Source organism: Burkholderia sp. BKH01, assembly GCF_025685725.1.
GTDB classification, from domain to species: domain Bacteria; phylum Pseudomonadota; class Gammaproteobacteria; order Burkholderiales; family Burkholderiaceae; genus Burkholderia; species Burkholderia pyrrocinia_C.
This window is the reverse complement of record NZ_JAOTQT010000027.1, coordinates 59,958-79,814: the sequence shown is the minus strand read 5'-3', so window position 1 is coordinate 79,814 and position 19,857 is coordinate 59,958. Positions and strand designations below refer to the sequence as shown.

Here is a 19,857-nt window from a genome sequence, read left to right as displayed (position 1 = left end):
TGAGCCGGTGCACGCGTCTATGCGGCGGCCAAGAAGCGGTACAGATTGCGAAACATGGCGGCAGTTGCGCCCCAGATGAAGTAATGCCCGCCCGGTTCGCCCGTCGGATAGGGCATCGCAAAAAAACGACGCTCCCCGCCTTCCCAACGGAACACGCGGACCTGATGGTTCGCGGGATTCATCAGGAACGCGAGCGGCACCTCGAAGATCTCGGCGACTTCGAACGTGTCGGCCTGCACGGTGAACGGCGGATGCACGAGGCCGACCACCGGCGCCACGCAGAAGCCGGTGCCGGTCAGGTAGTCGGGCAGCGCGCCGAGGATCTCGACGCGTTCGGCGGCCAGCCCGATCTCTTCCTTCGCTTCGCGCAACGCGGTGGCGGTCGCGTCGCGATCAAACGGTTCGCGACGGCCGCCGGGAAAGCTGATCTGCCCGGCGTGGTCGTTCAGGTGATCGGCGCGCTGGGTCAGCAGCACGGTGAGGCCCGACTCGCGGGTGACGAGCGGCACGAGGACGGCCGCGCTGCGCGGATCGACGCCTTCCTGCAGCCTCGCCTCTCCGGGCTCGACGTTCCAGTCGAGCGTGCGCGCGAAACGATCGCGCAAGCCGGACGGCGTCATCAGGCGGGGATCGATGGCGGGCAGGCCGGCGCCGGTGCCTTCGACCGGCAATACTTCGGGATCGATGATGGGGCGGCGGTTCAATGGGGCTCTCTGGTTCGTGTCGTATCGAGCATATTGTCGCGCCAGAATGAAAAAAGCACCCGGGTGGGTGCTTTTTCCTTACAGCTCTTACTCTTGGGAAGCTGCTGCGGTGCGATCCTTCGACACCAGCTTTTCCTTGATACGAGCCGACTTGCCCGAACGCTCGCGCAGGTAGTACAGCTTCGCGCGACGCACATCACCGCGGCGCTTCACGACGATGCTCGCCAGCAGCGGCGAGTACGTCTGGAACGTACGCTCGACGCCTTCGCCCGACGAGATCTTGCGGACGATGAAGTTCGAGTTCAGGCCACGGTTGCGAATCGCGATCACGACGCCTTCGTAAGCCTGAACGCGCTTGCGGTTACCTTCAACCACGTTCACGTTCACGATCACCGTGTCGCCCGGGGCGAATTCGGGGATCGTCTTGCCGGCGAGCGCGCGCTCGATTTCTTCCTGCTCAAGTTTTGCGATGAGGTTCATCACTGACTCCTATTGCCATCGTGTCGGCGTTTGCGCCTGCCTGCTTCCAGGCATGGCCCCGATAGAGGATGGATTCACATCAGGCGCCGCGCACGCATGCACGGCACCGCCAATTCCCGCTCGCGACACCGCCTCAGGAGGCGTCCTTCGCTTCGCGTGCGAGGTTCGCAAGCCACGCCTCGTCGGCACGGCTCAACAACTTTTCGCGACGCGCCCGGACGATCAGGTCCGGCCGCTTCCGCAACGTATTCCGCAATGCTTCCTGGCGCCGCCACCGCTCGATCTCGGCATGATGCCCACCGAGCAACACGTCCGGCACGCGCACGCCGTCATATTCCTCGGGGCGCGTGTAGTGCGGACAATCGAGCAGGCCGTCGACGAAACTGTCCTGCACGGCCGACTGCGAATCGTTCAACACACCGGGCAGCAGCCGCACGACCGCATCCATCATCGCCATCGCCGGCAGTTCCCCGCCCGACAACACGAAATCGCCGAGGCTGATTTCCTCGTCGACGCAACGGTCGAGCAAGCGCTGGTCGATCGCTTCATAGCGGCCGCACAGCACGACGACACCCGGCTCCTGCGCCATCCGCACCGCTCGCTCGTGCGTGAGCGGCGCGCCCTGCGGCGACATCATCACGACGCGCGTGCTCGCGATGCCCTGCTCCGCCTGCGCTGCTTTCGCGGCGCCGATCGCGGCTTCGAGCGGCCTGGCCAGCATCACCATGCCCGGACCGCCGCCGTACGGACGATCGTCGACCGTGCGGTAGTTGTCCGTCGTGAAATCACGCGGGTTCCAGGTGCGCAGCCCGAAGCGCCCTTGCTTGACGGCCCGGCTGGTGATTCCCCAGTCGGTCAGTGCGCGGAACATCTCGGGGAAGAGCGTGACGACGTCGAACTGCACCGCGCTCTCGGTAACCTGGTTCATTTCAGTAATCGGCTTCCCAGTCGACGACAATGCGACGCGCCGCCTGATCCACCGTTTTGACGTATACGCCGACAAACGGGATCAACCGTTCGTCGGTGGTCGGCTGACCGTCTTTGCCGGTCGCCGGATACTCGACACGCATGATCGAATGCACGCCGTTGTCGATCATCCCGCTCACCTTCCCGAGCGCCACCGATTGCTCGTTGACGACATCGAGACCGATCAGGTCGACCCAATAGAATTCGTCCGCGGCCAATGCCGGGAAATCTTCCCGGCGCACGAACACGCGAAAGCCGCGCATGGCCAGCGCGGCATCGCGGTCGCTGACGCCCACGGGTTGCGCAACGACCGTGTCGCTGTGCGTCTTCGACTGCATGATGCGGACGGAAAGCCGCTCCGCACCTCGTTCCAGCCACCAGCGGCGCGCGTTCAACAGCGCGTCGCCGCCGCGACCGGCGTCGGCATGCGTCGCCACCTTGATCCAGCCCTTCAGGCCGTAGGCGTCGACCACCGCCCCGACCTCGACAGCATCGTCGGGCCAGGCTTGCGTCGCTTCGAGACCGCCCTGTTCGGCAGCCTGTCCGGCGTTCGCGACAACGTCGCGCTCGACCGGCTTGCGGACGAATGCGCCGAATGACGCACGCCCGCGCCTTGCATTACCGGAATCGTGACCCGCCATCAATGCACCTCACAGCCGGCACGACCGGCACACCGTGCCATGTCAGGCAGCCGGTTGCGCCTTTTGCGCTTCCTTCACGAGACGCTGGACGGTCGGCGACAGTTGCGCGCCAACACCTTGCCAGTACGTCAGGCGGTCCTGAGCGATACGCAGCGATTCGCCCTTCGTGGCGACCGGGTTGTAGAAGCCAACGCGCTCGATGAAGCGGCCGTCACGACGGTTACGCGAATCGGTAGCAACGATGTTGTAGAACGGGCGCTTCTTCGAGCCGCCACGAGCCAGACGGATGATAACCATATGATGTCCTTCGGAAAACCGGGTTCGAAACTACTGAAACACGCGATTATAGCCGGAAACCAGAGGCACAACAAACACTTACGCGCAAAAAATCCACGGACGGCCCGTTCGCCGGGCATACAATCGTCGTGTCCAGGACGCTCCCGACCGTCATGCCGCTCCTTCGCGCCGCCCCGGCGCGCCGCGCGCAGCACCGTTTCATGCCGCTGCTTGCCGGCCTTGCCTGCCTCGCGTTCGCAACAGCGTTCGCCGCGCCGTTGCCGGTGGGCGAACTCGTCGTGCCGCCCGGCTTCCACGTGGACGTGCTGACCGACGCGGTACCGTCTGCGCGCGAAATGGCGTGGTCGCCGCGCGGCATCCTGTATGTCGGCACGCGGGAAGGCCGCGTCCATGCGTTCGAGATGCACGAGGGCCGGATCAGCGCGCGCCACGTGATCGCGTCCGGGCTCGACATGCCCGTCGGAGTAGCCTACCGCGACGGTGCGCTCTATATATCAGCCGTGTCGCGCATCCTGCGCCTCGATCGCATCGATGACCGGCTCGCCAAGCCACCGCCCCCTGTCGTCGTGACCGACGCGCTGCCGACCGAACACCATCACGGCTGGAAATTCATCGCGTTCGGCCCCGACGGCAAGCTTTACATGCCGACCGGCGCACCGTGCAACGTCTGTCTCGCCGATCGCAGCCGCTACGCGATCATCGCGCGCATGAAGGCCGACGGCAGCGGAAGCGAGGTTGTCGCCCGCGGCGTGCGCAATACGGTCGGCTTCGCATGGCACCCCGATTCGGGCGAGCTCTGGTTTACCGACAACGGGCGCGACATGATGGGTGACGACGTGCCCGACGACAAGCTCAACCGCGCGCCTCGCGCCGGCCTCGACTTCGGTTTTCCGTATTGTCATGGCGGCGATACGCCCGACCCCGAATTCGGCAGCGCCGACGTATGCCGTCGTTATGTGCCGCCCGTACTGAAACTCGGCGCGCACGTCGCGGCGCTCGGCATGCGCTTCTATACCGGGCCGATGTTTCCGGCTTCGTATCGTAATAACGTGTTCATCGCCGAGCACGGCTCATGGAACCGCAGCACGAAGGTCGGTTACCGCGTGATGCGCGTGGTCGTGTCGGCGGACGGCAGCCAGGCGCGCCAGACCCCGTTCGTCACGGGCTGGCTGCGGCCCGACGGCACGGTATGGGGACGCCCGGCCGACGTGCTGCCGCTGCCGGACGGTTCGCTGCTCGTCAGCGACGACTACGCAGGTGCAATCTACCGCGTAACCTATGCGGCACCTTGACGCAGGCCGGGGGTGACCGGGCCCGACCGAGCATCGTAGAATGCGTGCCGGGCCGCGCGCCCGCGCCGGCCCGCAGGGGCCGCCCATGCCAACGACAATACGCCGCCATCCATGTCCAGCAGCACCGCACCGTCCCGCCGCTTCCGCTCCAAGACGCTCACCGCCGCCCTCGCATTCCTGTTCGGATCGCTCGGCGCGCACCGCTTCTATCTGTACGGCTTTCGCGACGTGTACGGCTGGGCGCACCTGCTCGCGACGATCGTCGGCATCCCGGGCTTCCTGCTGCTCGCTGCGACCCAGCGCAGCGCCGGTCTCGGCTGGTGGCTCGCGGTACCCGGCGCAATCTCGCTGCTGGCTGCGTTCCTCGCCGCACTCGTCTACGGGCTGCGCCCCGACGAAAAGTGGGACGCGCAATTCAACGCGGAAACGGGCAAGCACAGCCGGTCGGGCTGGACCGTGATCTTTGTCGTGATCTCCTCGCTGCTGATCGGTGCGTTCCTGCTGATGACCGCGCTCGCGCTGTCGTTCCAGACGTATTTCGAATCGCAGGTCGAAGCGGCAAAGCAGATTTCGCAGTAAGCGCAACGAGCGCAATGCACCAGTGCCGACGGGCACCGGGATTGCGCGCCGCTTAGAACAGGTTCAACTGCATGTCGTCGCGCGACTTCGCGCCGGCTGCGCGAACTGCAACGCGCGGCGCGGGCACCGCGGCGGCCGGCGCGCCGCGAAACTGCGACAGATCGAGGATGCCGTTCGTGCGCTCGTTCAGCCCGAGCCGCTTGACGGCCTGGCGGAACCGCTGCCGCAACAGGTCGGCCCAGATCCCCTCGCCCTTCATCCGTTTCGAGAAATCCGAGTCGTAGTCTTTCCCGCCGCGCATGTCGCGCACGCGGTTCATCACGCGCTCCGCGCGATCGGGAAAATGCGCGGCGAGCCAGTTCTTGAACAGCGGCGCGACCTCCCACGGCAACCGCAGGATGATGTAGCTCGCGTGCGTCGCGCCCGCTTCCGCGCACGCTTCGAGCACGCGCTCCATGTCGGGCTCGGTGACGAACGGAATCACCGGCGCAATGCTCACGCCGACCGGCACGCCCGCATCGCGCAGCGCGCGGATCGTGCGCAACCGGCGCGCCGGTGTCGCCGCCCGCGGCTCGAGCGTGCGCGAGAGATCGGCATCGAGCGTCGTGATCGTGACTGCCGCCATCACCTGCCCGCGCTCCGCCATCGGTGCAAGCAGGTCGAGATCGCGCTCGATCAGCGACGACTTCGTGATCGCGGCGAACGGCAACCCGCGATCGTGCATCACCTGGATCACGCTGCGCGTGATGCGCAGGTCACGCTCGACCGGCTGGTAGGCGTCGGTGTTGACGCCGAGCGCGATCGGCTCAGGTACGTAGCGCTTGCGCGAAATCTCGCGCTCGAGCAGTTCGGCCGCATTGACCTTCGCGTAGATACGGCTTTCGAAATCGAGCCCCGGCGACAGGCCGAGATAGCTGTGCGTCGGCCGCGCGAAGCAGTAGATGCAGCCGTGCTCGCAACCGCGATACGGATTGAGCGAGACGCTGAACGGAATATCGGGCGACTGGTTGTGCGTCAGTATGCTCTTCGCACGCTCCTCGAACACCTGCGTGCGCAGCGGCGCGGGGAAGTCGGCATCGTCCGACTCGTGCGTCCAGCCGTCGTCGACCGCTTCGCGCTGCGCGATCTCGTACCGTCCCTGCAGGTTGTCGACCGCACCGCGCCCCTTGCGGGGCACGGGCGCCGCTACCGGAAATTCGTTGTCGGACCGATCGTCCATGTGCCCACCCATTCGCCTGCGCCCAATACTGTACATTTATACAGTATTGGGCGCAGCATGCCAAGGGCGGGATAAGGGGCCCGGTAACGGGCCGCCGGCGGGGCCGCCGGCACGTCACTCGCCGACCGCGATCGTCAGCGTTTCCTTGATTTCCTCCATCACGACATAGCTCTTCGACTGCACGGCGCCGGGCAACTGCAGCAGGATGTCGCCGAGCAGCTTCCGGTAGTCGGCCATCTCGCCGATCCGCGCCTTGATCAGGTAGTCGAAATCGCCGGATACGAGGTGGCATTCGAGCACCTCGTCGATCTTCATCACTTCCCGACGAAATTGCTCGAACATGTTGCCGCCCTTGTGGCCGAGCGTGATCTCGACGAACACCAGCAGCGCGGCACCCAGCTGGCCCGGGTCGACCCGTGCGTGATAGCCGGTGATCACGCCGTCCCGCTCCATGCGCCGCACGCGCTCGATGCACGGCGTGACGGTCAATCCGACCTGTTCCGCGAGGTCTTTCATCGCCATCCTGCCGTCGTCCTGGAGCAGTTTGAGGATGCGCCGGTCGAGCTTGTCGAGCGAGCGTACGGGCTGACGTTGCGTTCTCATTTGTTTCTGCTGAAAACCTCAAAAATACGATAACAAAACCTGCACATTCGACAATACCATAGCTCAAAAAACTAGATCAGCTAGAGGTTACACGGAGCCGCGGGTGCGCCCGGCCTCGATCTGGTCCCTTCCATCTGGAGCAGCTATGCGAGTCGTCATTCTGGGCAGCGGTGTAGTGGGCGTGGCAAGCGCGTATTACCTCGCGCGCGCGGGTCATGAGGTCACTGTGATCGACCGGGAAGCCGGCCCCGCGCTCGAGACGAGCTTCGCGAACGCGGGCCAGATCTCCCCCGGTTATGCCGCGCCGTGGGCCGCGCCCGGCGTGCCGCTGAAGGCCGTCAAGTGGATGTTCGAAAAGCACGCGCCGCTTGCGATCCGTCTCGACGGCACGCGTTTCCAGCTCCAGTGGATGTGGCAGATGCTGCGCAACTGCACGACCGAGCGCTATGCAGTCAACAAGGGCCGCATGGTCCGCCTCGCCGAATACAGCCGCGACTGCCTGCAGGCGCTGCGCGCCGACACCGGCATCCAGTACGAAGGGCGCACGGGCGGCACGCTGCAGCTGTTCCGCACGCAGCAGCAACTCGACGGCGCGGCGAAGGACATCGCCGTGCTGCAGGAAGCGAACGTGCCGTTCGAACTGCTGTCGCCGGCCGACCTGAAGAATGCCGAACCGGCTCTCGCCGCGGTGTCGCACAAGCTGACGGGCGGCCTGCGCCTGCCGGGCGACGAAACGGGCGATTGCCAGCTGTTCACGACGCGCCTCGCGGCGCTCGCCGAATCGCTCGGCGTCAAGTTCCGCTACAACACGCCAATCGATGCGCTCGCGATTGCCGGCGGCAAGATCGCCGGCGTGCAATGCGGCAGCGAGACGGTGCGCGCGGACGCGTACGTCGTCGCGCTCGGGTCATACTCGACCAACTTCATCTCGAACCTGATGAAGATCCCGGTCTATCCGCTGAAGGGCTATTCGATCACCGCGCCGATCGTCAATGAGGCAGCCGCACCCGTGTCGACCGTGCTCGACGAGACCTACAAGATCGCGATCACGCGTTTCGACCAGCGCATCCGCGTCGGCGGCATGGCGGAAATCGTCGGCTTCGACAAGAACCTGCGCGCCGCACGCCGCGAAACGCTCGAGATGTGCGTGAACGACCTGTTCCCGGGCGGCGGCGACACGTCGAAGGCGACGTTCTGGACGGGCCTGCGCCCGATGACGCCGGACGGCACGCCGATCGTCGGCCGCACGCCGGTGTCGAACCTGTTCCTGAACACCGGCCACGGCACGCTCGGCTGGACGATGTCGTGCGGTTCAGGCCAACTGCTCGCGGACCTGATCTCGGGCAAGAAGCCGGCGATCCAGGCCGACGATCTGTCGGTGCACCGTTACCTGAAGGAAGTGGCCGGCCAGACGCGCCCGGCATACGCATAAGCCGCGGCGGCCCGCAGCGATGCGGGCCGGCCGGCATCGAAAAAAAGGGGCGCTCGTAGCGCCCCTTTTTCCGTGTGCTTACCGCTGAAGCGTCACGCCGCGTCAGCCGAGCTCGGCCACGAGTTCCGGCACGAGCGCGAACAGATCGCCGACGAGGCCGTAGTCGGCCACGCTGAAGATCGGCGCTTCCGGATCCTTGTTGATCGCGACGATCACCTTCGAATCCTTCATGCCTGCCAAGTGCTGGATCGCACCCGAGATGCCCACCGCGATGTACAGCTGCGGTGCGACGATCTTGCCGGTCTGGCCGACCTGGTAGTCGTTCGGCACGTAGCCGGCGTCGACTGCCGCGCGCGATGCGCCCAGTGCCGCGCTCAGCTTGTCGGCCAGCGGCTCCAGCACCTTCGTGTAGTTCTCGCCGCTGCCCAGGCCACGGCCGCCCGACACGATGATGCTTGCCGACGTCAGCTCCGGACGGTCCAGCTTCGTCACTTCACGGCTCACGAACTGCGACTTGCCTGCATCGACCGCCGCTTCGATCTTCTCGACTGCTGCGCTGCCGCCTTCGGCCGCAACCGGATCGAAACCCGTCGCGCGCACCGTGATGACCTTGATCGGGTCGCTCGACTGCACCGTCGCGATCGCGTTGCCTGCGTAGATCGGGCGCTCGAACGTATCGGCCGAATCGACCGCCGTGATGTCCGAAATCTGCGCGACGTCCAGCTTCGCGGCGATACGCGGCGCGATGTTCTTGCCGTAGGCGGTGGCCGGCGCCAGGATGTGCGAGTAATCCTTCGCGATGTTCAGCGCGGTCGCTTCGACGTTTTCCGCGAGGCCCGCTTCGAGCTGCGGCGCGTCGGCCAGCAGCACCTTCGAAACACCCGCGATCTTCGCTGCCGCGTCTGCAGCCGCTTGCGCATTGTGGCCCGCGACCAGCACGTGAATGTCACCGCCGATCTTCGCCGCCGCCGCCACCGTGTTCAGCGTCGCGGCCTTGATCGACGCGTTGTCGTGTTCTGCAATCACCAGAATCGTCATTTCTATCCGCTCCCTCTTACAGCACCTTGGCTTCGGTCTTCAGCTTCTCGACCAGCGTCTTCACGTCCGGCACCTTCACGCCGGCCGCGCGCTTCGGCGGCTCGACCACCTTCAGCGTCTTCAGACGCGGCGCGACGTCCACGCCCAGGTCTTCCGGCTTCACCGTTTCCAGCGGCTTCTTCTTCGCCTTCATGATGTTCGGCAGCGTCACGTAGCGCGGCTCGTTCAGGCGCAGGTCGGTCGTGATCACCGCCGGCAGCGTCAGCGACAGCGTTTCCGCGCCGCCGTCGACTTCACGCGCAACCGTCGCCTTGCCGTCGGCAACCGTCACCTTCGACGCGAACGTCGCTTGCGGCAGGCCGGCCAGCGCGGCCAGCATCTGGCCCGTCTGGTTCGAATCGTCGTCGATCGCCTGCTTGCCGAGGATCACCAGCTGCGGCTGTTCCTTGTCGACCAGCGCCTTCAGAATCTTCGCGACGGCCAGCGGCTCGACGCTGTCGGTCGACTCGACCAGGATCGCGCGATCCGCACCGATCGCCAGCGCCGTGCGCAGCGTTTCCTGCGCCTGCGTGACGCCGACCGACACCGCGATCACTTCGGTCGCGACGCCCGCTTCCTTCAGGCGCACGGCTTCTTCAACGGCGATTTCGTCGAACGGGTTCATCGACATCTTCACGTTCGCGATGTCGACACCCGTGTTGTCCGACTTCACGCGGACCTTCACGTTGTAATCGACCACTCTTTTCACTGGCACCAGGATTTTCATGCACACGCTCCAAAGTTACGAATACGACCAGAGGCCATTCTATAGCGAGGCCTCATGACTGCGCGGCCAAGCGGACCCATCCATCGTGGCTGTCGAGGATACCGCTTCTTGGCGACGCGCCAATGATAGCGAACGGTCGTTCTATTTTAAAAGAGAAAAAACCCGGACGCAAAGCCCGGGTTTTCGATCACCAACTCTAATCCCGCCGGGCGCCCCGTGCTCTGCCCGTTACCAGGCAGCAATGACCGCGCCGCCGAACTTGGCTTCGATGAACTGCTTCACGTCGGCCGAATGATAGGCCGCGATCAGTTTCGCGACCCACGGCTTGTTCCGGTCCGCGTCGCGAATCGCGAGGATGTTCGCGTACGGGCCGTTCGGACCCTCGATCGCGATCGCGTCCTGTTTCGGTTTCAACCCCGCTTCCATCGCGTAGTTGGTATTGATCGCGGCCGCGTCGACGTCGCCGAGCGAGCGCGGAATCTGCGCTGCATCGAGCTCGACGATCTTCAGCTTGCGCGGATTGTCGACAATATCGAGCGGCGTCGCCTTCAGCCCCGCATCCGCGCGCAGTTTCAGGAGACCCTGCTTTTGCAGCAACAGCAGCGCACGGCCGCCGTTGGTCGGATCGTTCGGGACCGCGATGCGCGCGCCGGGCTTCAGTTCGGCCAGCGACTTCACGCGCTTCGAATAGATGCCCATCGGGAACGTGACGGTATCCGCGACCTTGATCAGCTTGTAGCCGCGATCCTTCACCTGCGCCTGCAGATACGGATCGTGCTGGTAGCTGTTCGCGTCGAGATCGCCCGACGCGAGGGCCGCGTTCGGCTGCACGTAATCGGAGAATTCGACGATGCGGATCTCGAGGCCGCTCTTCGCCGCGACCTTCTTCACCGCTTCCATGATCTGCGCGTGCGGCCCGCCCGTCACACCCACCTTGATGGTTTCGGCCTGTGCGTGCGCACCCGCGAACAGCGCGGCTGCGCCGAGTGCCGCCGCGAACTTCAGCATGAAGCGTCGTTGCATCGTCTCTCCCTTAATGGATCAATTTCGTCTTATTTGTGGCTCAGCCGGCGGACGAGCCAGTCGCCGAACGACTGCACGATCTGCACGAACACGATCAGGATCGCGACGACCGTCCACATCACTTCCGGCAGATAGCGCTGATAACCATAGCGAATCCCGAGATCGCCGAGCCCGCCGCCGCCGATCGCGCCCGCCATCGCCGAATAACCGACCAGCGACACGAACGTGATCGTCAGGCCCGCCACGACGCCCGGCAGCGATTCGGGCAACAGCACCTTGAATACGATCTGCGACGTGGTCGCCCCCATCGATTGCGCAGCCTCGATCAGCCCGCGGTCGACTTCGCGCAGCGCCGTCTCGACGAGACGCGCGATGAACGGCGCGGCCGCCAGCGTCAGCGGCACGACCGCCGCGGCCGTGCCGATCGACGACCCCGTGACGAGCCGCGTAAACGGAATCACCGCGACCAGCAGGATGATGAACGGCGTCGAGCGGACGGCGTTCACGATACCGCCGAGCACGCGATTCAACGCGAGGTTCTGCAGCACGCCCTGGCGATCGGTCAGGTAGAGCAGCACGCCGAGCGGCAGACCGACGAGCGCGCCAACCGCTCCGGAGATGCCGACCATGATCAGCGTCTCCCAGAACGACTGCACGAACATATCGAACATCTCACTCAACATACGAAAGCTCCTCTACCACCACACCTTGCTCGCGCAGGAACGCGAGCGCCTGCCCGACCTTGCCCGGCTCGCCGCCCGCGAGCACCGCGAGCGAACCGAATGCCTGCCCCTGGATCTCGTCGATCTGGCCGTGCAGGATGTTGAAATCGAGTTCGTAACGGCGGATCGTCTCCGACAGGATCGGCTGGTCGACTCCCGAGCCCGTGAACGCGAGCCGCAGCAGATGCCCGCTGCCCGTCTTCAGCCGCTCGGCCACACGCACCTTCAGCGCGGGCGGCAGTTCCTGCGCGATCACGTCGCCGATCAGCGCGCGCGTCACTTCGTGATGCGGCTGCAGGAACACGTCGATCACGCGGCCGTCCTCGACCACACGCCCCGCGTCGAGCACCGCGACGCGATCGCACACCTGCTTGATCACTTCCATCTGGTGAGTGATCAGCACGATCGTCAGGCCGAGTTCGCGGTTGATACGCTTCAGCAGGTCGAGGATCGAACGCGTCGTCTCGGGATCGAGCGCGGACGTCGCTTCGTCCGACAACAGCACCTTCGGCTGGCTCGCGAGCGCGCGTGCGATGCCGACGCGCTGCTTCTGTCCGCCGCTGATCTGCGACGGGTAGCGATCCTTCTGCGCGGACAGCCCGACGAGGTCGAGCAGCGGCAGCACGGCGGCCTCGATGTCGACACGGCTTGCGCCGGCCAGCTCCAGCGGCAGCGCGACGTTGTCGAACACCGTGCGCGACGACAGCAGGTTGAAGTGCTGGAAGATCATGCCGATCTCGCGGCGCGCCTCGCGCAGCGCGCCGGCCGGCAGCAGCGTGAGATCGCGCCCGCCGACGACGACATTGCCTTCGGTCGGCCGCGTGAGCAGGTTGATGGTGCGCACGAGCGTGCTCTTGCCGGCGCCGCTTCGGCCGATGATGCCGAACACCTCGCCCTGCGGGATCGTCAGGTTGACGTTGTGCAGCGCCTCGACCCAGCCGCTCGGCCCGGGGAAACGCTGCGAAAGATTGCGTAATTCGATCATGTAAACAAAACGGCGGCCGACTGGTGAGCAGGCCCGCCAGTCGGCCACCGATGCATCTGGAATAGCCGGCGATTTTACCGCAAACCCCTCATTCCCCTTAATAATCGATTTCGATCTTTTCATAACCTCACGAAATTAGAGGAGCGCCGCTGGCCCGTCGCGACAATGCCGCGACTATGATCCGGAACACCGACAAACGAACAGGGGACACGCCAGATGACCGCCACCACCACGCCGGCCACCGCGCCCGCCACCGCCGGATCGGCGCCTTCGTCGCCGCCCGCGCCGAAAATGGGCCGGCTGCGCACCGCGGACGGGCTCGAACTGGCGTCGTACCGCTGGCCGGCCGGCGACGGCACCGCGCCGCCGCGCGCGACGATCGCGCTCGTGCACGGCCTCGCCGAGCACGCGGGCCGCTATGCCGCGCTCGCAGGCAGGCTGAACGCGGCCGGCATCGACGTGCTCGCGATCGATCTGCGCGGGCACGGCCAGTCGCCCGGCAAGCGAGCCTGGGTCGAGCGTTTCGACGGTTACCTGGACGATGCGGATGCGCTGGTCGCCGAAGCCGGGCGCGGAGATACGCCGCTGTTCCTGATGGGACACAGCATGGGCGGCGCGGTCGCCGCGCTGTACGCGATCGAACGCGCGCCGGCCCGCGACCATGCGCTGACGGGCCTCGTGCTGTCGAGCCCGGCGCTCGCACCGGGGCGCGACGTGCCGCGCTGGATGCTCGCGGTGAGCCGCGTCATCAGCCGCGCGTGGCCGACCTTTCCCGCGATCAGGATCGATGCGGCGCTGCTGTCGCGCGACCCGGCCATCGTCGCGGCCAACCGCGCCGATCCGCTCGTGCATCACGGCGCGGTGCCCGCGCGCACCGGCGCGGAGATTCTCGACGCGATGACGCGCATCGAACGCGGCCGCGACGCGTTGCGCGTCCCGGTGCTCGTCTATCACGGCACCGAGGACAAGCTGACCGAACCCGACGGCAGCCGCGCGTTCGGCGCGCACGTCGGCTCGCCCGATCGCACGCTGACGCTATACGAAGGCGGCTTCCACGAAACGATGAACGATCTCGAACGCGACCGCGTGATCGACGCGCTGATCGCGTGGATTCACGCGCGCGTGCCGGCGCGCTGAGCGCGCACCCCCGACGGCAGCGGCCGACCGGTCAGATGCCGGCCAGCACGCGCAGGTGCGCGACGACGCTGCGCCCGAGCGCGGACAGGTTGTAGCCGCCCTCGAGACAGCTCACGATGCGGCCCTGCGCATGACGACGCGCCACGTCGACGATCTGTGCGGTCAGCCATTCGAAATCGGCCTCGACGAGGCCGAGGTTGCCGATGTCGTCCTCGCGATGCGCGTCGAAACCCGCCGACACGAACAGCATCTGCGGCTTGAACGCGTCGAGACGCGGCAGCCAGAACATGTCGACGGCTTCGCGGATCGCCATCCCGTTGCTGCGCGCGGGCATCGGCAGGTTGACCATGTTCGGCGCCTGGTGATCGACGCCCGAGAACGGGTACAGCGGATGCTGGAAGAAACTGCACATCAGCACGCGCTCGTCGTTTGCAAACGCAGCCTCGGTGCCGTTGCCGTGGTGCACGTCGAAATCGATGATCGCGACACGCTCGATGCCGTGTACGTCGAGCGCATGCCGCGCGGCGATCGCGACGTTGTTGAAGAAGCAGAAACCCATCGCGCGCGCGGGCTCCGCATGGTGACCGGGCGGGCGGACACTGCAGAACGCATTCGCGTAGCGGCCTTCGATCACCGCGTCGGTCGCCGCGATCGCGGCACCGGCCGCGCGCAGCGCCGCGCGCCACGTGTCGCGGTTCATCAGCGTATCGGGATCGATCTCGACGTAGCCGTCGACCGGCGTCATGCTCCGGATGTAGTCGATGTGCGCCTGCGTATGCACACGACCCAGCGCCACCTCGCTCGCGAACGGCGCGGTTTCGTGCACGATCAGGTCGTCGATGCGGCTCGCAATCAGTTGATCCTGGATCGCCGACAATCGGGCAGGGCATTCCGGATGCCATTCCCCCATCTCGTGCAGCATGCAGTCGGGGTGCGTATAGAAAGCGGTTGCCATAAGCTGTCATCCGCAGCGCGCGGTGCGCCGCAGGTCTCCATCAATGATGTCCATCGTCTGCCGCGAATTCGCCGCTAACTTACCACAACGGAGCCCCGCTTCGCCCCGGCACGCCTGATGCGTCGGGTATACTGCGCCGAACCCAATCGCCCCGTCCGCCCGCTTCGACATGAATTCCAGCAAGCCTGCCGCCCTTCTCTCCGCGCTGCTCCGTGTTCGCGCTCCGCTCGTCGTCGCCGCCGTCGCCGTAGCCCTCGGCGCCGCGCCTGCCGGCGCGCAGACGCAGCCTGCGAAGCCTGCCGGTACGCGCGTCGCACAGGCCCAGCCCCAGCAGCCGGCGCCGCAAGGCCAGACCTTCGAAGAGGAAATCGTTCCGCAGCGTTACGCGAACAACGCGAAGGTCGACGCATTCATCGACGAGATGGTGAGCCGCAACGGTTTCGACTCCGCGAGCCTGCATGCGCTGTTTTCGCGCATCAGCTATTCGGCGACGGCGGTCAAGCTCGTGAAACCCGCCGCGTCGCCGACGGTCAAGAACTGGCGCGTCTATCGCTCGCGCTTCATCGAGCCGATCCGCATCAACGCGGGCGTGAAGTTCTGGAAGGCCAACCAGGCGACGCTGCAGCGCGCATCCGAGGAATTCGGCGTGCCGCCCGAGGTGATCGTCGGCATCATCGGCGTCGAGACGATCTATGGCCGCTACATGGGCAATTTCCGCGTGCTCGACGCACTGACGACGCTCACGTTCGACTATCCGGACACGCCGAATCGCGACAGCCGCCAGGCAACGTTCCGCAAGAATCTCGAGGATTTCCTGGTCTGGACCCGCGACAACCAGCTCGACCCGAGCACCGTGCTCGGCTCGTACACGGGCGCGATCGGGATTCCGCAATTCCTGCCGAGCAGCATCCGCGAATATGCAGTCGACTTCGACGGCACGGGCCACGTCGATCTGCGCAGCAGTCCTGTCGACGCGATCGGCAGCGTCGCGAACTACCTGAAACAGCACGGCTGGGAAACCGACCGACCGGTGGTCTGGCAGATCACGCCCGATACGGGCAGCCTGGGCATCGCACAGGCTGCCGCCGACGGCCAGCCCGAACCGCACTGGGCGCTGTCGCAACTGATGCGCGCGGGCATGACGCTGAACGAGCCGGCGGTCAACATCACCACCGAAGCCGGCACGCCGGTGACCGTGGTCGACCTGCCGTCGCCGGGGCGCGCGACCGAATACATGCTCGGGCTCAAGAATTTCTACGTGCTGACGCGCTACAACCGCAGCTTCTTCTACGCACTTACCGTGTATCAGCTCGGCGAGGCCGTGAAGGCGCAGATGGAAGCGAGCGGCGCGCCGAAGCCGGCCAATGCAGACGAGCAAGCGCAGTAAGCAACGCACCCGCCCAAACAAAAAACGCCGCAACTGCGGCGTTTTTTTATCGCGTGCTGGCCGGGCTCAGGCCGGGAACACGCCCGTGGACAGATAACGGTCGCCGCGATCGCAAACGATGAACACGATCGTCGCGTTCTCGACCTGACGCGCGATGCGCATCGCGACTTCGCACGCGCCGCCCGACGAAATGCCCGCGAAGATGCCTTCGACAGCCGCCAGCCGGCGCGCCATCGTTTCGGAGGCGGCCTGGCTCACGCTCTCGACGCGATCGACGCGGCTGCGATCGAAGATCGTCGGCAGATAGGCTTCCGGCCACTTGCGGATGCCCGGAATGCGCGAACCTTCTTCCGGCTGCGCACCGACGATCTCGATCGCGGGATTCTGTTCCTTCAGATACCGCGACACGCCCATGATCGTGCCGGTCGTGCCCATCGCCGACACGAAGTGCGTCACGCGCCCGTCGGTATCGCGCCAGATCTCCGGGCCCGTCGCTTCGTAGTGCGCAACGGGATTGTCGGGATTTGCAAACTGGTCGAGGATCACGCCCTTGCCTTCGCGCTGCATCTGGTCAGCGAGGTCGCGCGCCAGTTCCATTCCGCCCTTCACCGGCGTGAGGACGATCTCGGCGCCATAGGCGGCCATGCTCTGACGGCGCTCGACCGACAGATCCTCCGGCATGATCAGCACCATCTTGTAGCCGCGGATCGCCGCAGCCATCGCGAGCGCGATGCCCGTATTGCCGCTCGTCGCCTCGATCAGCGTATCGCCCGGCTTGATGCGCCCGCGCGCCTCGGCCTTGCCGATCATCGACAGCGCCGGGCGATCCTTCACGGAACCGGCCGGATTGTTGCCTTCGAGCTTCGCGAGCACCACGTTGTTGCGCGCGCGAATCTCGTCGTCCGGCAAGCGGACCAGTTGCACGAGCGGCGTATTGCCGATCGTGTCTTCGATAGTTTTGTAAGCCATGGGTATACCGTGAGTACGAGGCCGATCAATCGATCGATTGTAAACCAGCACCGCCGCTCGCGCCGGCAACCCCTTTGCGACGATGGAATACGCATGCCCCGCGATTCGCGATCGCCGCGCACGTAGTGCGCACGCAAAAAACCCGCGGCATGCCGCGGGAAGCCGTCGCAATGACGGCGACTGAAGGAGCTCTTCGTCGGTCGCGCGCGACGCGTTACTTCTGCGCGGTGCGGGCAGGCGCAGCGGCGGGCTTTGCCGCTGCCGCCTTGCCCACGACCGGCGCGGCTGCAGTGCCCGAGCCGGCCGCACCTGCGCCGGCCGCACCTACCGTCAGCCCTTCCTGCTGGAGTCGCTCGACGGTATGGCCGCCCATGCCTTTCACGCGTGACGCGAGATCTTCCGCACTCCTGAACGGACCACGCGCGCCGCGTTCGTCCAGAATCGCCTTCGCCCGGGCCGGACCGATGCCCTTGATGCCGACGAGCGCATCCTCGTTCGCGGTGTTGACGTCGACGGCCGCCCAGGCCGACGCGACTGCGCCGAGCATGACCGCTGCGGCAAACCATTTTCTGATCATGTGCTGGATCTCCGTTGAAAACGGCCGGCGACTGCCGACCGTGAGACCCAGTCTATCGATACAACGCTTCCGCTTAAACCTGGCCGGACAGCCAACGAACGTAGCGGTCGACGCCTTCCTGCACGGTCAGGAACGGTGCATCGTAGCCGGCCGCGCGCAGTTTCGTCTGATCGGCCTGCGTGAAGCACTGGTACTTGCCGCGCAACGCATCGGGGAACGGCACGTATTCGATCAGCCCCTGCTCGACCTGCTGCGCGAGCGTCAGCGGCGGCAGGTTGTCGAGCGCGCGCAGCGTATTCACGACCGTCGACGCGATGTCGTTGAACGGCTGCGCACGGCCCGTGCCGAGATTGAAGATGCCCGACTTCTCCGGATGATCGAAGAAAAACAGGTTCACCTTCGCGACGTCCTCGACCGACACGAAGTCACGCGTCTGCTCGCCCGGTGCATAGCCGTTGTACTCGCCGAACAGCTTCACCTTGCCTTCCGCGCGGAACTGGTTGAAGTTGTGGAACGCAACCGAGGCCATGCGCCCCTTGTGCGTCTCGCGCGCGCCGTACACGTTGAAATAGCGGAAGCCGGCGATCTGGCTCTTCGCGGTCGGCAGCACGCGACGGATCACCTGGTCGAACAGGAACTTCGAATAGCCGTACACGTTCAGCGGCGCCTCGACCTCGCGCTCCTCGACGAAACGCGTCGAGCCGCCGTAGATCGCGGCCGACGATGCGTACAGGAACTGCGCGCCCTGTGCGAGGCACGCGTCGAGCACCGCGCGGCTGTAGCGGAAGTTGTTGTCCATCATGTAGCGGCCGTCGGTTTCCATCGTGTCCGAACAGGCGCCTTCGTGGAACACCGCGCGCACCTTGCCGAAATCGCCGCGCGCGAAGCGTTCGACGAATTCCGTCTTGTCCAGATAGTCGTCGATCTCGCAATCGACGAGATTCCGGAACTTGTCCGCGCGCGTCAGGTTGTCGACCGCGATGATGCGCGTCTCGCCGCGCTCGTTGAGCGCCTTGACGATATTCGCGCCGATAAAACCGGCTGCGCCGGTGACGATGAGGGTCATGATCGTCCTGCCTGAAAAGTGCGAGCCATTCGTGCGACGCGCTCGTCGCGCCGCCGAATGCGCTCAGTGAAACAGTTCGTCGTAGTCCACCGTGGCCGTGCCGAGCTTGCCGACCACGATGCCTGCCGCGCGATTCGCGAGCACGACCGCGTCGACGAGCGGCACGCCTGCGCCGAGCATCGTCGCGACCGTCGCGATCACGGTATCGCCCGCGCCCGACACGTCGAACACCTCGCGCGCGAGCGCCGGTGCGTGCAGTTCGCCGGTGGCGGAAAAGAGCGTCATGCCCTCTTCCGAACGCGTGAGCAGCAGTGCGTCGATGCCGAGTTCCGCACGCAGATTCGTGACACGCGCGCGCAGGTCGTCTTCCGATTTCCATTGCCCGATCACTTCGCGCAGTTCCGCGCGATTCGGCGTGATCAGCGAAGCGCCGCGATAGCGCTCCCAGTCGTCGCCCTTCGGGTCGACGAGGACGGCCTTGCCGGCCGCACGCGCTTTCTCGATCATCGTCGTGACGTGCGTCAGGCCGCCCTTCGCGTAATCGGACATCAGCACGACGTCGTGCTGCGGCAGCAGCGCGTCGAAGCGTGCGAGCCCTGCGAGCAGCACCTCGTGCGTCGGCATCGCCTCGAAATCGACGCGCAGCAGTTGCTGCTGGCGTGCGAGCACGCGCAGCTTGATCGTGGTCGGCAACGCCGGGTCGCGCTCGAGATGCGGCGTCACGCCGCTGCTGCCGAGCAACTCGACGATCCGCTCGCCGGGTTCGTCGCAACCGACGACGCACAGCAACCCGGCCTGGCCGCCGAGCGTCACGGCATTGCGCGCGACGTTGGCCGCACCGCCGAGCCGCTCTTCCTGACGCTGCACGTGCACGACCGGCACGGGCGCTTCCGGCGAAATTCGATCGACGTTGCCGAACCAGTAACGGTCGAGCATCACATCGCCGACGACAAGCACACGCGAGCGCGCGAGCTGCTCGCGCGGCACCGGAACGATTTCGCGAAGAGTATTCATCGTGT

The 19,857-nt window shown here is 65.8% G+C and carries 22 protein-coding genes; 5 read left to right on the top strand and 17 right to left on the bottom strand.

Annotated features, from left to right (window positions below):
- Positions 1-17: 17 nt before the first annotated feature.
- The 5 genes from OEJ37_RS28980 to rpsP all read right to left on the bottom strand — a co-directional run bounded on the left by OEJ37_RS28980 (position 18) and on the right by rpsP (position 3,088).
- A complete protein-coding gene (locus tag OEJ37_RS28980) occupies positions 18-704 on the bottom strand; it encodes a CoA pyrophosphatase (RefSeq protein WP_174417732.1) in 687 nt (228 codons plus the stop codon).
- 87 nt (positions 705-791) lie between these two features.
- Positions 792-1,184: a 50S ribosomal protein L19 gene (gene rplS, locus OEJ37_RS28975; protein ID WP_011883860.1), complete on the bottom strand. Its 393-nt coding sequence runs from the start codon at positions 1,182-1,184 to the stop codon at positions 792-794.
- Positions 1,185-1,317: 133 nt separating this feature from the next.
- The gene (gene trmD / locus OEJ37_RS28970) at positions 1,318-2,112 is read right to left on the bottom strand and encodes a tRNA (guanosine(37)-N1)-methyltransferase TrmD (protein ID WP_034183054.1); all 795 of its coding nucleotides are present in this window, start codon (positions 2,110-2,112) and stop codon (positions 1,318-1,320) included.
- Position 2,113: 1 nt separating this feature from the next.
- Positions 2,114-2,791, bottom strand: a complete 678-nt coding sequence (gene rimM / locus OEJ37_RS28965) for a ribosome maturation factor RimM (RefSeq protein ID WP_174417734.1) — start codon at positions 2,789-2,791, stop codon at positions 2,114-2,116.
- A 42-nt stretch (positions 2,792-2,833) separates the two neighbouring features.
- Entirely contained in the window at positions 2,834-3,088 is a 255-nt protein-coding gene (gene rpsP / locus OEJ37_RS28960) for a 30S ribosomal protein S16 (protein ID WP_006476550.1), read from the bottom strand.
- 152 nt (positions 3,089-3,240) lie between these two features.
- Between rpsP and OEJ37_RS28955 the strand changes: the two genes are divergently transcribed.
- Entirely contained in the window at positions 3,241-4,380 is a 1,140-nt protein-coding gene (locus OEJ37_RS28955; RefSeq protein ID WP_263347890.1) for a PQQ-dependent sugar dehydrogenase, read from the top strand.
- Between the two features lie 111 nt (positions 4,381-4,491).
- The gene (locus tag OEJ37_RS28950; protein WP_174417735.1) at positions 4,492-4,959 is read left to right on the top strand and encodes an NINE protein; all 468 of its coding nucleotides are present in this window, start codon (positions 4,492-4,494) and stop codon (positions 4,957-4,959) included.
- A 52-nt stretch (positions 4,960-5,011) separates the two neighbouring features.
- Here OEJ37_RS28950 and OEJ37_RS28945 read toward each other — a convergent pair whose 3' ends face one another.
- Together OEJ37_RS28945 and OEJ37_RS28940 are read right to left on the bottom strand one after the other, a co-directional pair.
- Positions 5,012-6,190, bottom strand: coding sequence for a PA0069 family radical SAM protein (locus OEJ37_RS28945; protein WP_263347885.1), 1,179 nt, complete (start codon positions 6,188-6,190; stop codon positions 5,012-5,014).
- Positions 6,191-6,292: 102 nt separating this feature from the next.
- Positions 6,293-6,781, bottom strand: a complete 489-nt coding sequence (locus tag OEJ37_RS28940; RefSeq protein WP_012492860.1) for an Lrp/AsnC ligand binding domain-containing protein — start codon at positions 6,779-6,781, stop codon at positions 6,293-6,295.
- A 145-nt stretch (positions 6,782-6,926) separates the two neighbouring features.
- Here OEJ37_RS28940 and OEJ37_RS28935 point away from each other — a divergent pair, with 145 nt between their 5' ends.
- The gene (locus OEJ37_RS28935; RefSeq protein WP_072436046.1) at positions 6,927-8,213 is read left to right on the top strand and encodes a D-amino acid dehydrogenase; all 1,287 of its coding nucleotides are present in this window, start codon (positions 6,927-6,929) and stop codon (positions 8,211-8,213) included.
- Positions 8,214-8,315: 102 nt separating this feature from the next.
- Here the strand turns inward: OEJ37_RS28935 and OEJ37_RS28930 are convergent, their stop codons facing one another.
- The 5 genes from OEJ37_RS28930 to OEJ37_RS28910 all read right to left on the bottom strand — a co-directional run bounded on the left by OEJ37_RS28930 (position 8,316) and on the right by OEJ37_RS28910 (position 12,747).
- Entirely contained in the window at positions 8,316-9,251 is a 936-nt protein-coding gene (locus OEJ37_RS28930; protein ID WP_174417739.1) for an electron transfer flavoprotein subunit alpha/FixB family protein, read from the bottom strand.
- Between the two features lie 16 nt (positions 9,252-9,267).
- The gene (locus tag OEJ37_RS28925; RefSeq protein ID WP_047900131.1) at positions 9,268-10,017 is read right to left on the bottom strand and encodes an electron transfer flavoprotein subunit beta/FixA family protein; all 750 of its coding nucleotides are present in this window, start codon (positions 10,015-10,017) and stop codon (positions 9,268-9,270) included.
- Positions 10,018-10,245: 228 nt separating this feature from the next.
- Complete coding sequence (locus tag OEJ37_RS28920) at positions 10,246-11,040, bottom strand: MetQ/NlpA family ABC transporter substrate-binding protein (RefSeq protein WP_175918920.1); 795 nt, start codon at positions 11,038-11,040, stop codon at positions 10,246-10,248.
- Positions 11,041-11,069: 29 nt separating this feature from the next.
- Positions 11,070-11,723, bottom strand: coding sequence for a methionine ABC transporter permease (locus OEJ37_RS28915; protein WP_263347875.1), 654 nt, complete (start codon positions 11,721-11,723; stop codon positions 11,070-11,072).
- Positions 11,713-12,747, bottom strand: coding sequence for a methionine ABC transporter ATP-binding protein (locus OEJ37_RS28910; RefSeq protein WP_174417741.1), 1,035 nt, complete (start codon positions 12,745-12,747; stop codon positions 11,713-11,715). The genes OEJ37_RS28915 and OEJ37_RS28910 overlap by 11 nt, the downstream gene beginning before the upstream one ends.
- A 216-nt stretch (positions 12,748-12,963) precedes the next feature.
- On the opposite strand from OEJ37_RS28910, the gene OEJ37_RS28905 reads away from it, so the two are divergent.
- Complete coding sequence (locus OEJ37_RS28905) at positions 12,964-13,884, top strand: alpha/beta hydrolase (RefSeq protein WP_263347871.1); 921 nt, start codon at positions 12,964-12,966, stop codon at positions 13,882-13,884.
- A gap of 31 nt (positions 13,885-13,915) precedes the next feature.
- Here the strand turns inward: OEJ37_RS28905 and OEJ37_RS28900 are convergent, their stop codons facing one another.
- A complete protein-coding gene (locus tag OEJ37_RS28900; protein WP_057928104.1) occupies positions 13,916-14,839 on the bottom strand; it encodes a histone deacetylase family protein in 924 nt (307 codons plus the stop codon).
- 169 nt (positions 14,840-15,008) lie between these two features.
- On the opposite strand from OEJ37_RS28900, the gene mltB reads away from it, so the two are divergent.
- Positions 15,009-16,226 (top strand): lytic murein transglycosylase B, encoded by a 1,218-nt coding sequence (gene mltB, locus OEJ37_RS28895; RefSeq protein ID WP_263347866.1) that lies wholly within the window; start codon positions 15,009-15,011, stop codon positions 16,224-16,226.
- Positions 16,227-16,292: 66 nt separating this feature from the next.
- Here mltB and cysM read toward each other — a convergent pair whose 3' ends face one another.
- The 4 genes from cysM to rfaE1 form a co-directional block, all read right to left on the bottom strand.
- The gene (cysM, locus tag OEJ37_RS28890) at positions 16,293-17,195 is read right to left on the bottom strand and encodes a cysteine synthase CysM (protein ID WP_174417745.1); all 903 of its coding nucleotides are present in this window, start codon (positions 17,193-17,195) and stop codon (positions 16,293-16,295) included.
- A gap of 214 nt (positions 17,196-17,409) precedes the next feature.
- Complete coding sequence (locus tag OEJ37_RS28885; RefSeq protein WP_174417746.1) at positions 17,410-17,772, bottom strand: ComEA family DNA-binding protein; 363 nt, start codon at positions 17,770-17,772, stop codon at positions 17,410-17,412.
- A gap of 73 nt (positions 17,773-17,845) precedes the next feature.
- Entirely contained in the window at positions 17,846-18,838 is a 993-nt protein-coding gene (rfaD, locus tag OEJ37_RS28880) for an ADP-glyceromanno-heptose 6-epimerase (RefSeq protein ID WP_152855417.1), read from the bottom strand.
- A gap of 63 nt (positions 18,839-18,901) precedes the next feature.
- Positions 18,902-19,852: a D-glycero-beta-D-manno-heptose-7-phosphate kinase gene (gene rfaE1 / locus OEJ37_RS28875; protein ID WP_174417747.1), complete on the bottom strand. Its 951-nt coding sequence runs from the start codon at positions 19,850-19,852 to the stop codon at positions 18,902-18,904.
- Positions 19,853-19,857 lie beyond the last annotated feature (5 nt).

What these genes read in the sequence shown, in the direction of transcription:
- rimM (WP_174417734.1), bottom strand. Translation starts at nt 2,791, where the DNA reads ATGGCGGGTCACGATTCCGGTAATGCAAGGCGCGGGCGTGCGTCATTC.
- OEJ37_RS28910 (WP_174417741.1), bottom strand. Translation starts at nt 12,747, where the DNA reads ATGATCGAATTACGCAATCTTTCGCAGCGTTTCCCCGGGCCGAGCGGC.
- rpsP (WP_006476550.1), bottom strand. Translation starts at nt 3,088, where the DNA reads ATGGTTATCATCCGTCTGGCTCGTGGCGGCTCGAAGAAGCGCCCGTTC.
- rfaE1 (WP_174417747.1), bottom strand. Translation starts at nt 19,852, where the DNA reads ATGAATACTCTTCGCGAAATCGTTCCGGTGCCGCGCGAGCAGCTCGCG.
- OEJ37_RS28905 (WP_263347871.1), top strand. Translation starts at nt 12,964, where the DNA reads ATGACCGCCACCACCACGCCGGCCACCGCGCCCGCCACCGCCGGATCG.
- cysM (WP_174417745.1), bottom strand. Translation starts at nt 17,195, where the DNA reads ATGGCTTACAAAACTATCGAAGACACGATCGGCAATACGCCGCTCGTG.
- rplS (WP_011883860.1), bottom strand. Translation starts at nt 1,184, where the DNA reads ATGAACCTCATCGCAAAACTTGAGCAGGAAGAAATCGAGCGCGCGCTC.
- OEJ37_RS28940 (WP_012492860.1), bottom strand. Translation starts at nt 6,781, where the DNA reads ATGAGAACGCAACGTCAGCCCGTACGCTCGCTCGACAAGCTCGACCGG.
- OEJ37_RS28935 (WP_072436046.1), top strand. Translation starts at nt 6,927, where the DNA reads ATGCGAGTCGTCATTCTGGGCAGCGGTGTAGTGGGCGTGGCAAGCGCG.
- rfaD (WP_152855417.1), bottom strand. Translation starts at nt 18,838, where the DNA reads ATGACCCTCATCGTCACCGGCGCAGCCGGTTTTATCGGCGCGAATATC.
- OEJ37_RS28920 (WP_175918920.1), bottom strand. Translation starts at nt 11,040, where the DNA reads ATGCAACGACGCTTCATGCTGAAGTTCGCGGCGGCACTCGGCGCAGCC.
- OEJ37_RS28925 (WP_047900131.1), bottom strand. Translation starts at nt 10,017, where the DNA reads ATGAAAATCCTGGTGCCAGTGAAAAGAGTGGTCGATTACAACGTGAAG.
- mltB (WP_263347866.1), top strand. Translation starts at nt 15,009, where the DNA reads ATGAATTCCAGCAAGCCTGCCGCCCTTCTCTCCGCGCTGCTCCGTGTT.
- OEJ37_RS28885 (WP_174417746.1), bottom strand. Translation starts at nt 17,772, where the DNA reads ATGATCAGAAAATGGTTTGCCGCAGCGGTCATGCTCGGCGCAGTCGCG.
- OEJ37_RS28945 (WP_263347885.1), bottom strand. Translation starts at nt 6,190, where the DNA reads ATGGGTGGGCACATGGACGATCGGTCCGACAACGAATTTCCGGTAGCG.
- OEJ37_RS28950 (WP_174417735.1), top strand. Translation starts at nt 4,492, where the DNA reads ATGTCCAGCAGCACCGCACCGTCCCGCCGCTTCCGCTCCAAGACGCTC.
- OEJ37_RS28915 (WP_263347875.1), bottom strand. Translation starts at nt 11,723, where the DNA reads ATGTTGAGTGAGATGTTCGATATGTTCGTGCAGTCGTTCTGGGAGACG.
- OEJ37_RS28955 (WP_263347890.1), top strand. Translation starts at nt 3,241, where the DNA reads ATGCCGCTCCTTCGCGCCGCCCCGGCGCGCCGCGCGCAGCACCGTTTC.
- OEJ37_RS28900 (WP_057928104.1), bottom strand. Translation starts at nt 14,839, where the DNA reads ATGGCAACCGCTTTCTATACGCACCCCGACTGCATGCTGCACGAGATG.
- OEJ37_RS28930 (WP_174417739.1), bottom strand. Translation starts at nt 9,251, where the DNA reads ATGACGATTCTGGTGATTGCAGAACACGACAACGCGTCGATCAAGGCC.
- trmD (WP_034183054.1), bottom strand. Translation starts at nt 2,112, where the DNA reads ATGAACCAGGTTACCGAGAGCGCGGTGCAGTTCGACGTCGTCACGCTC.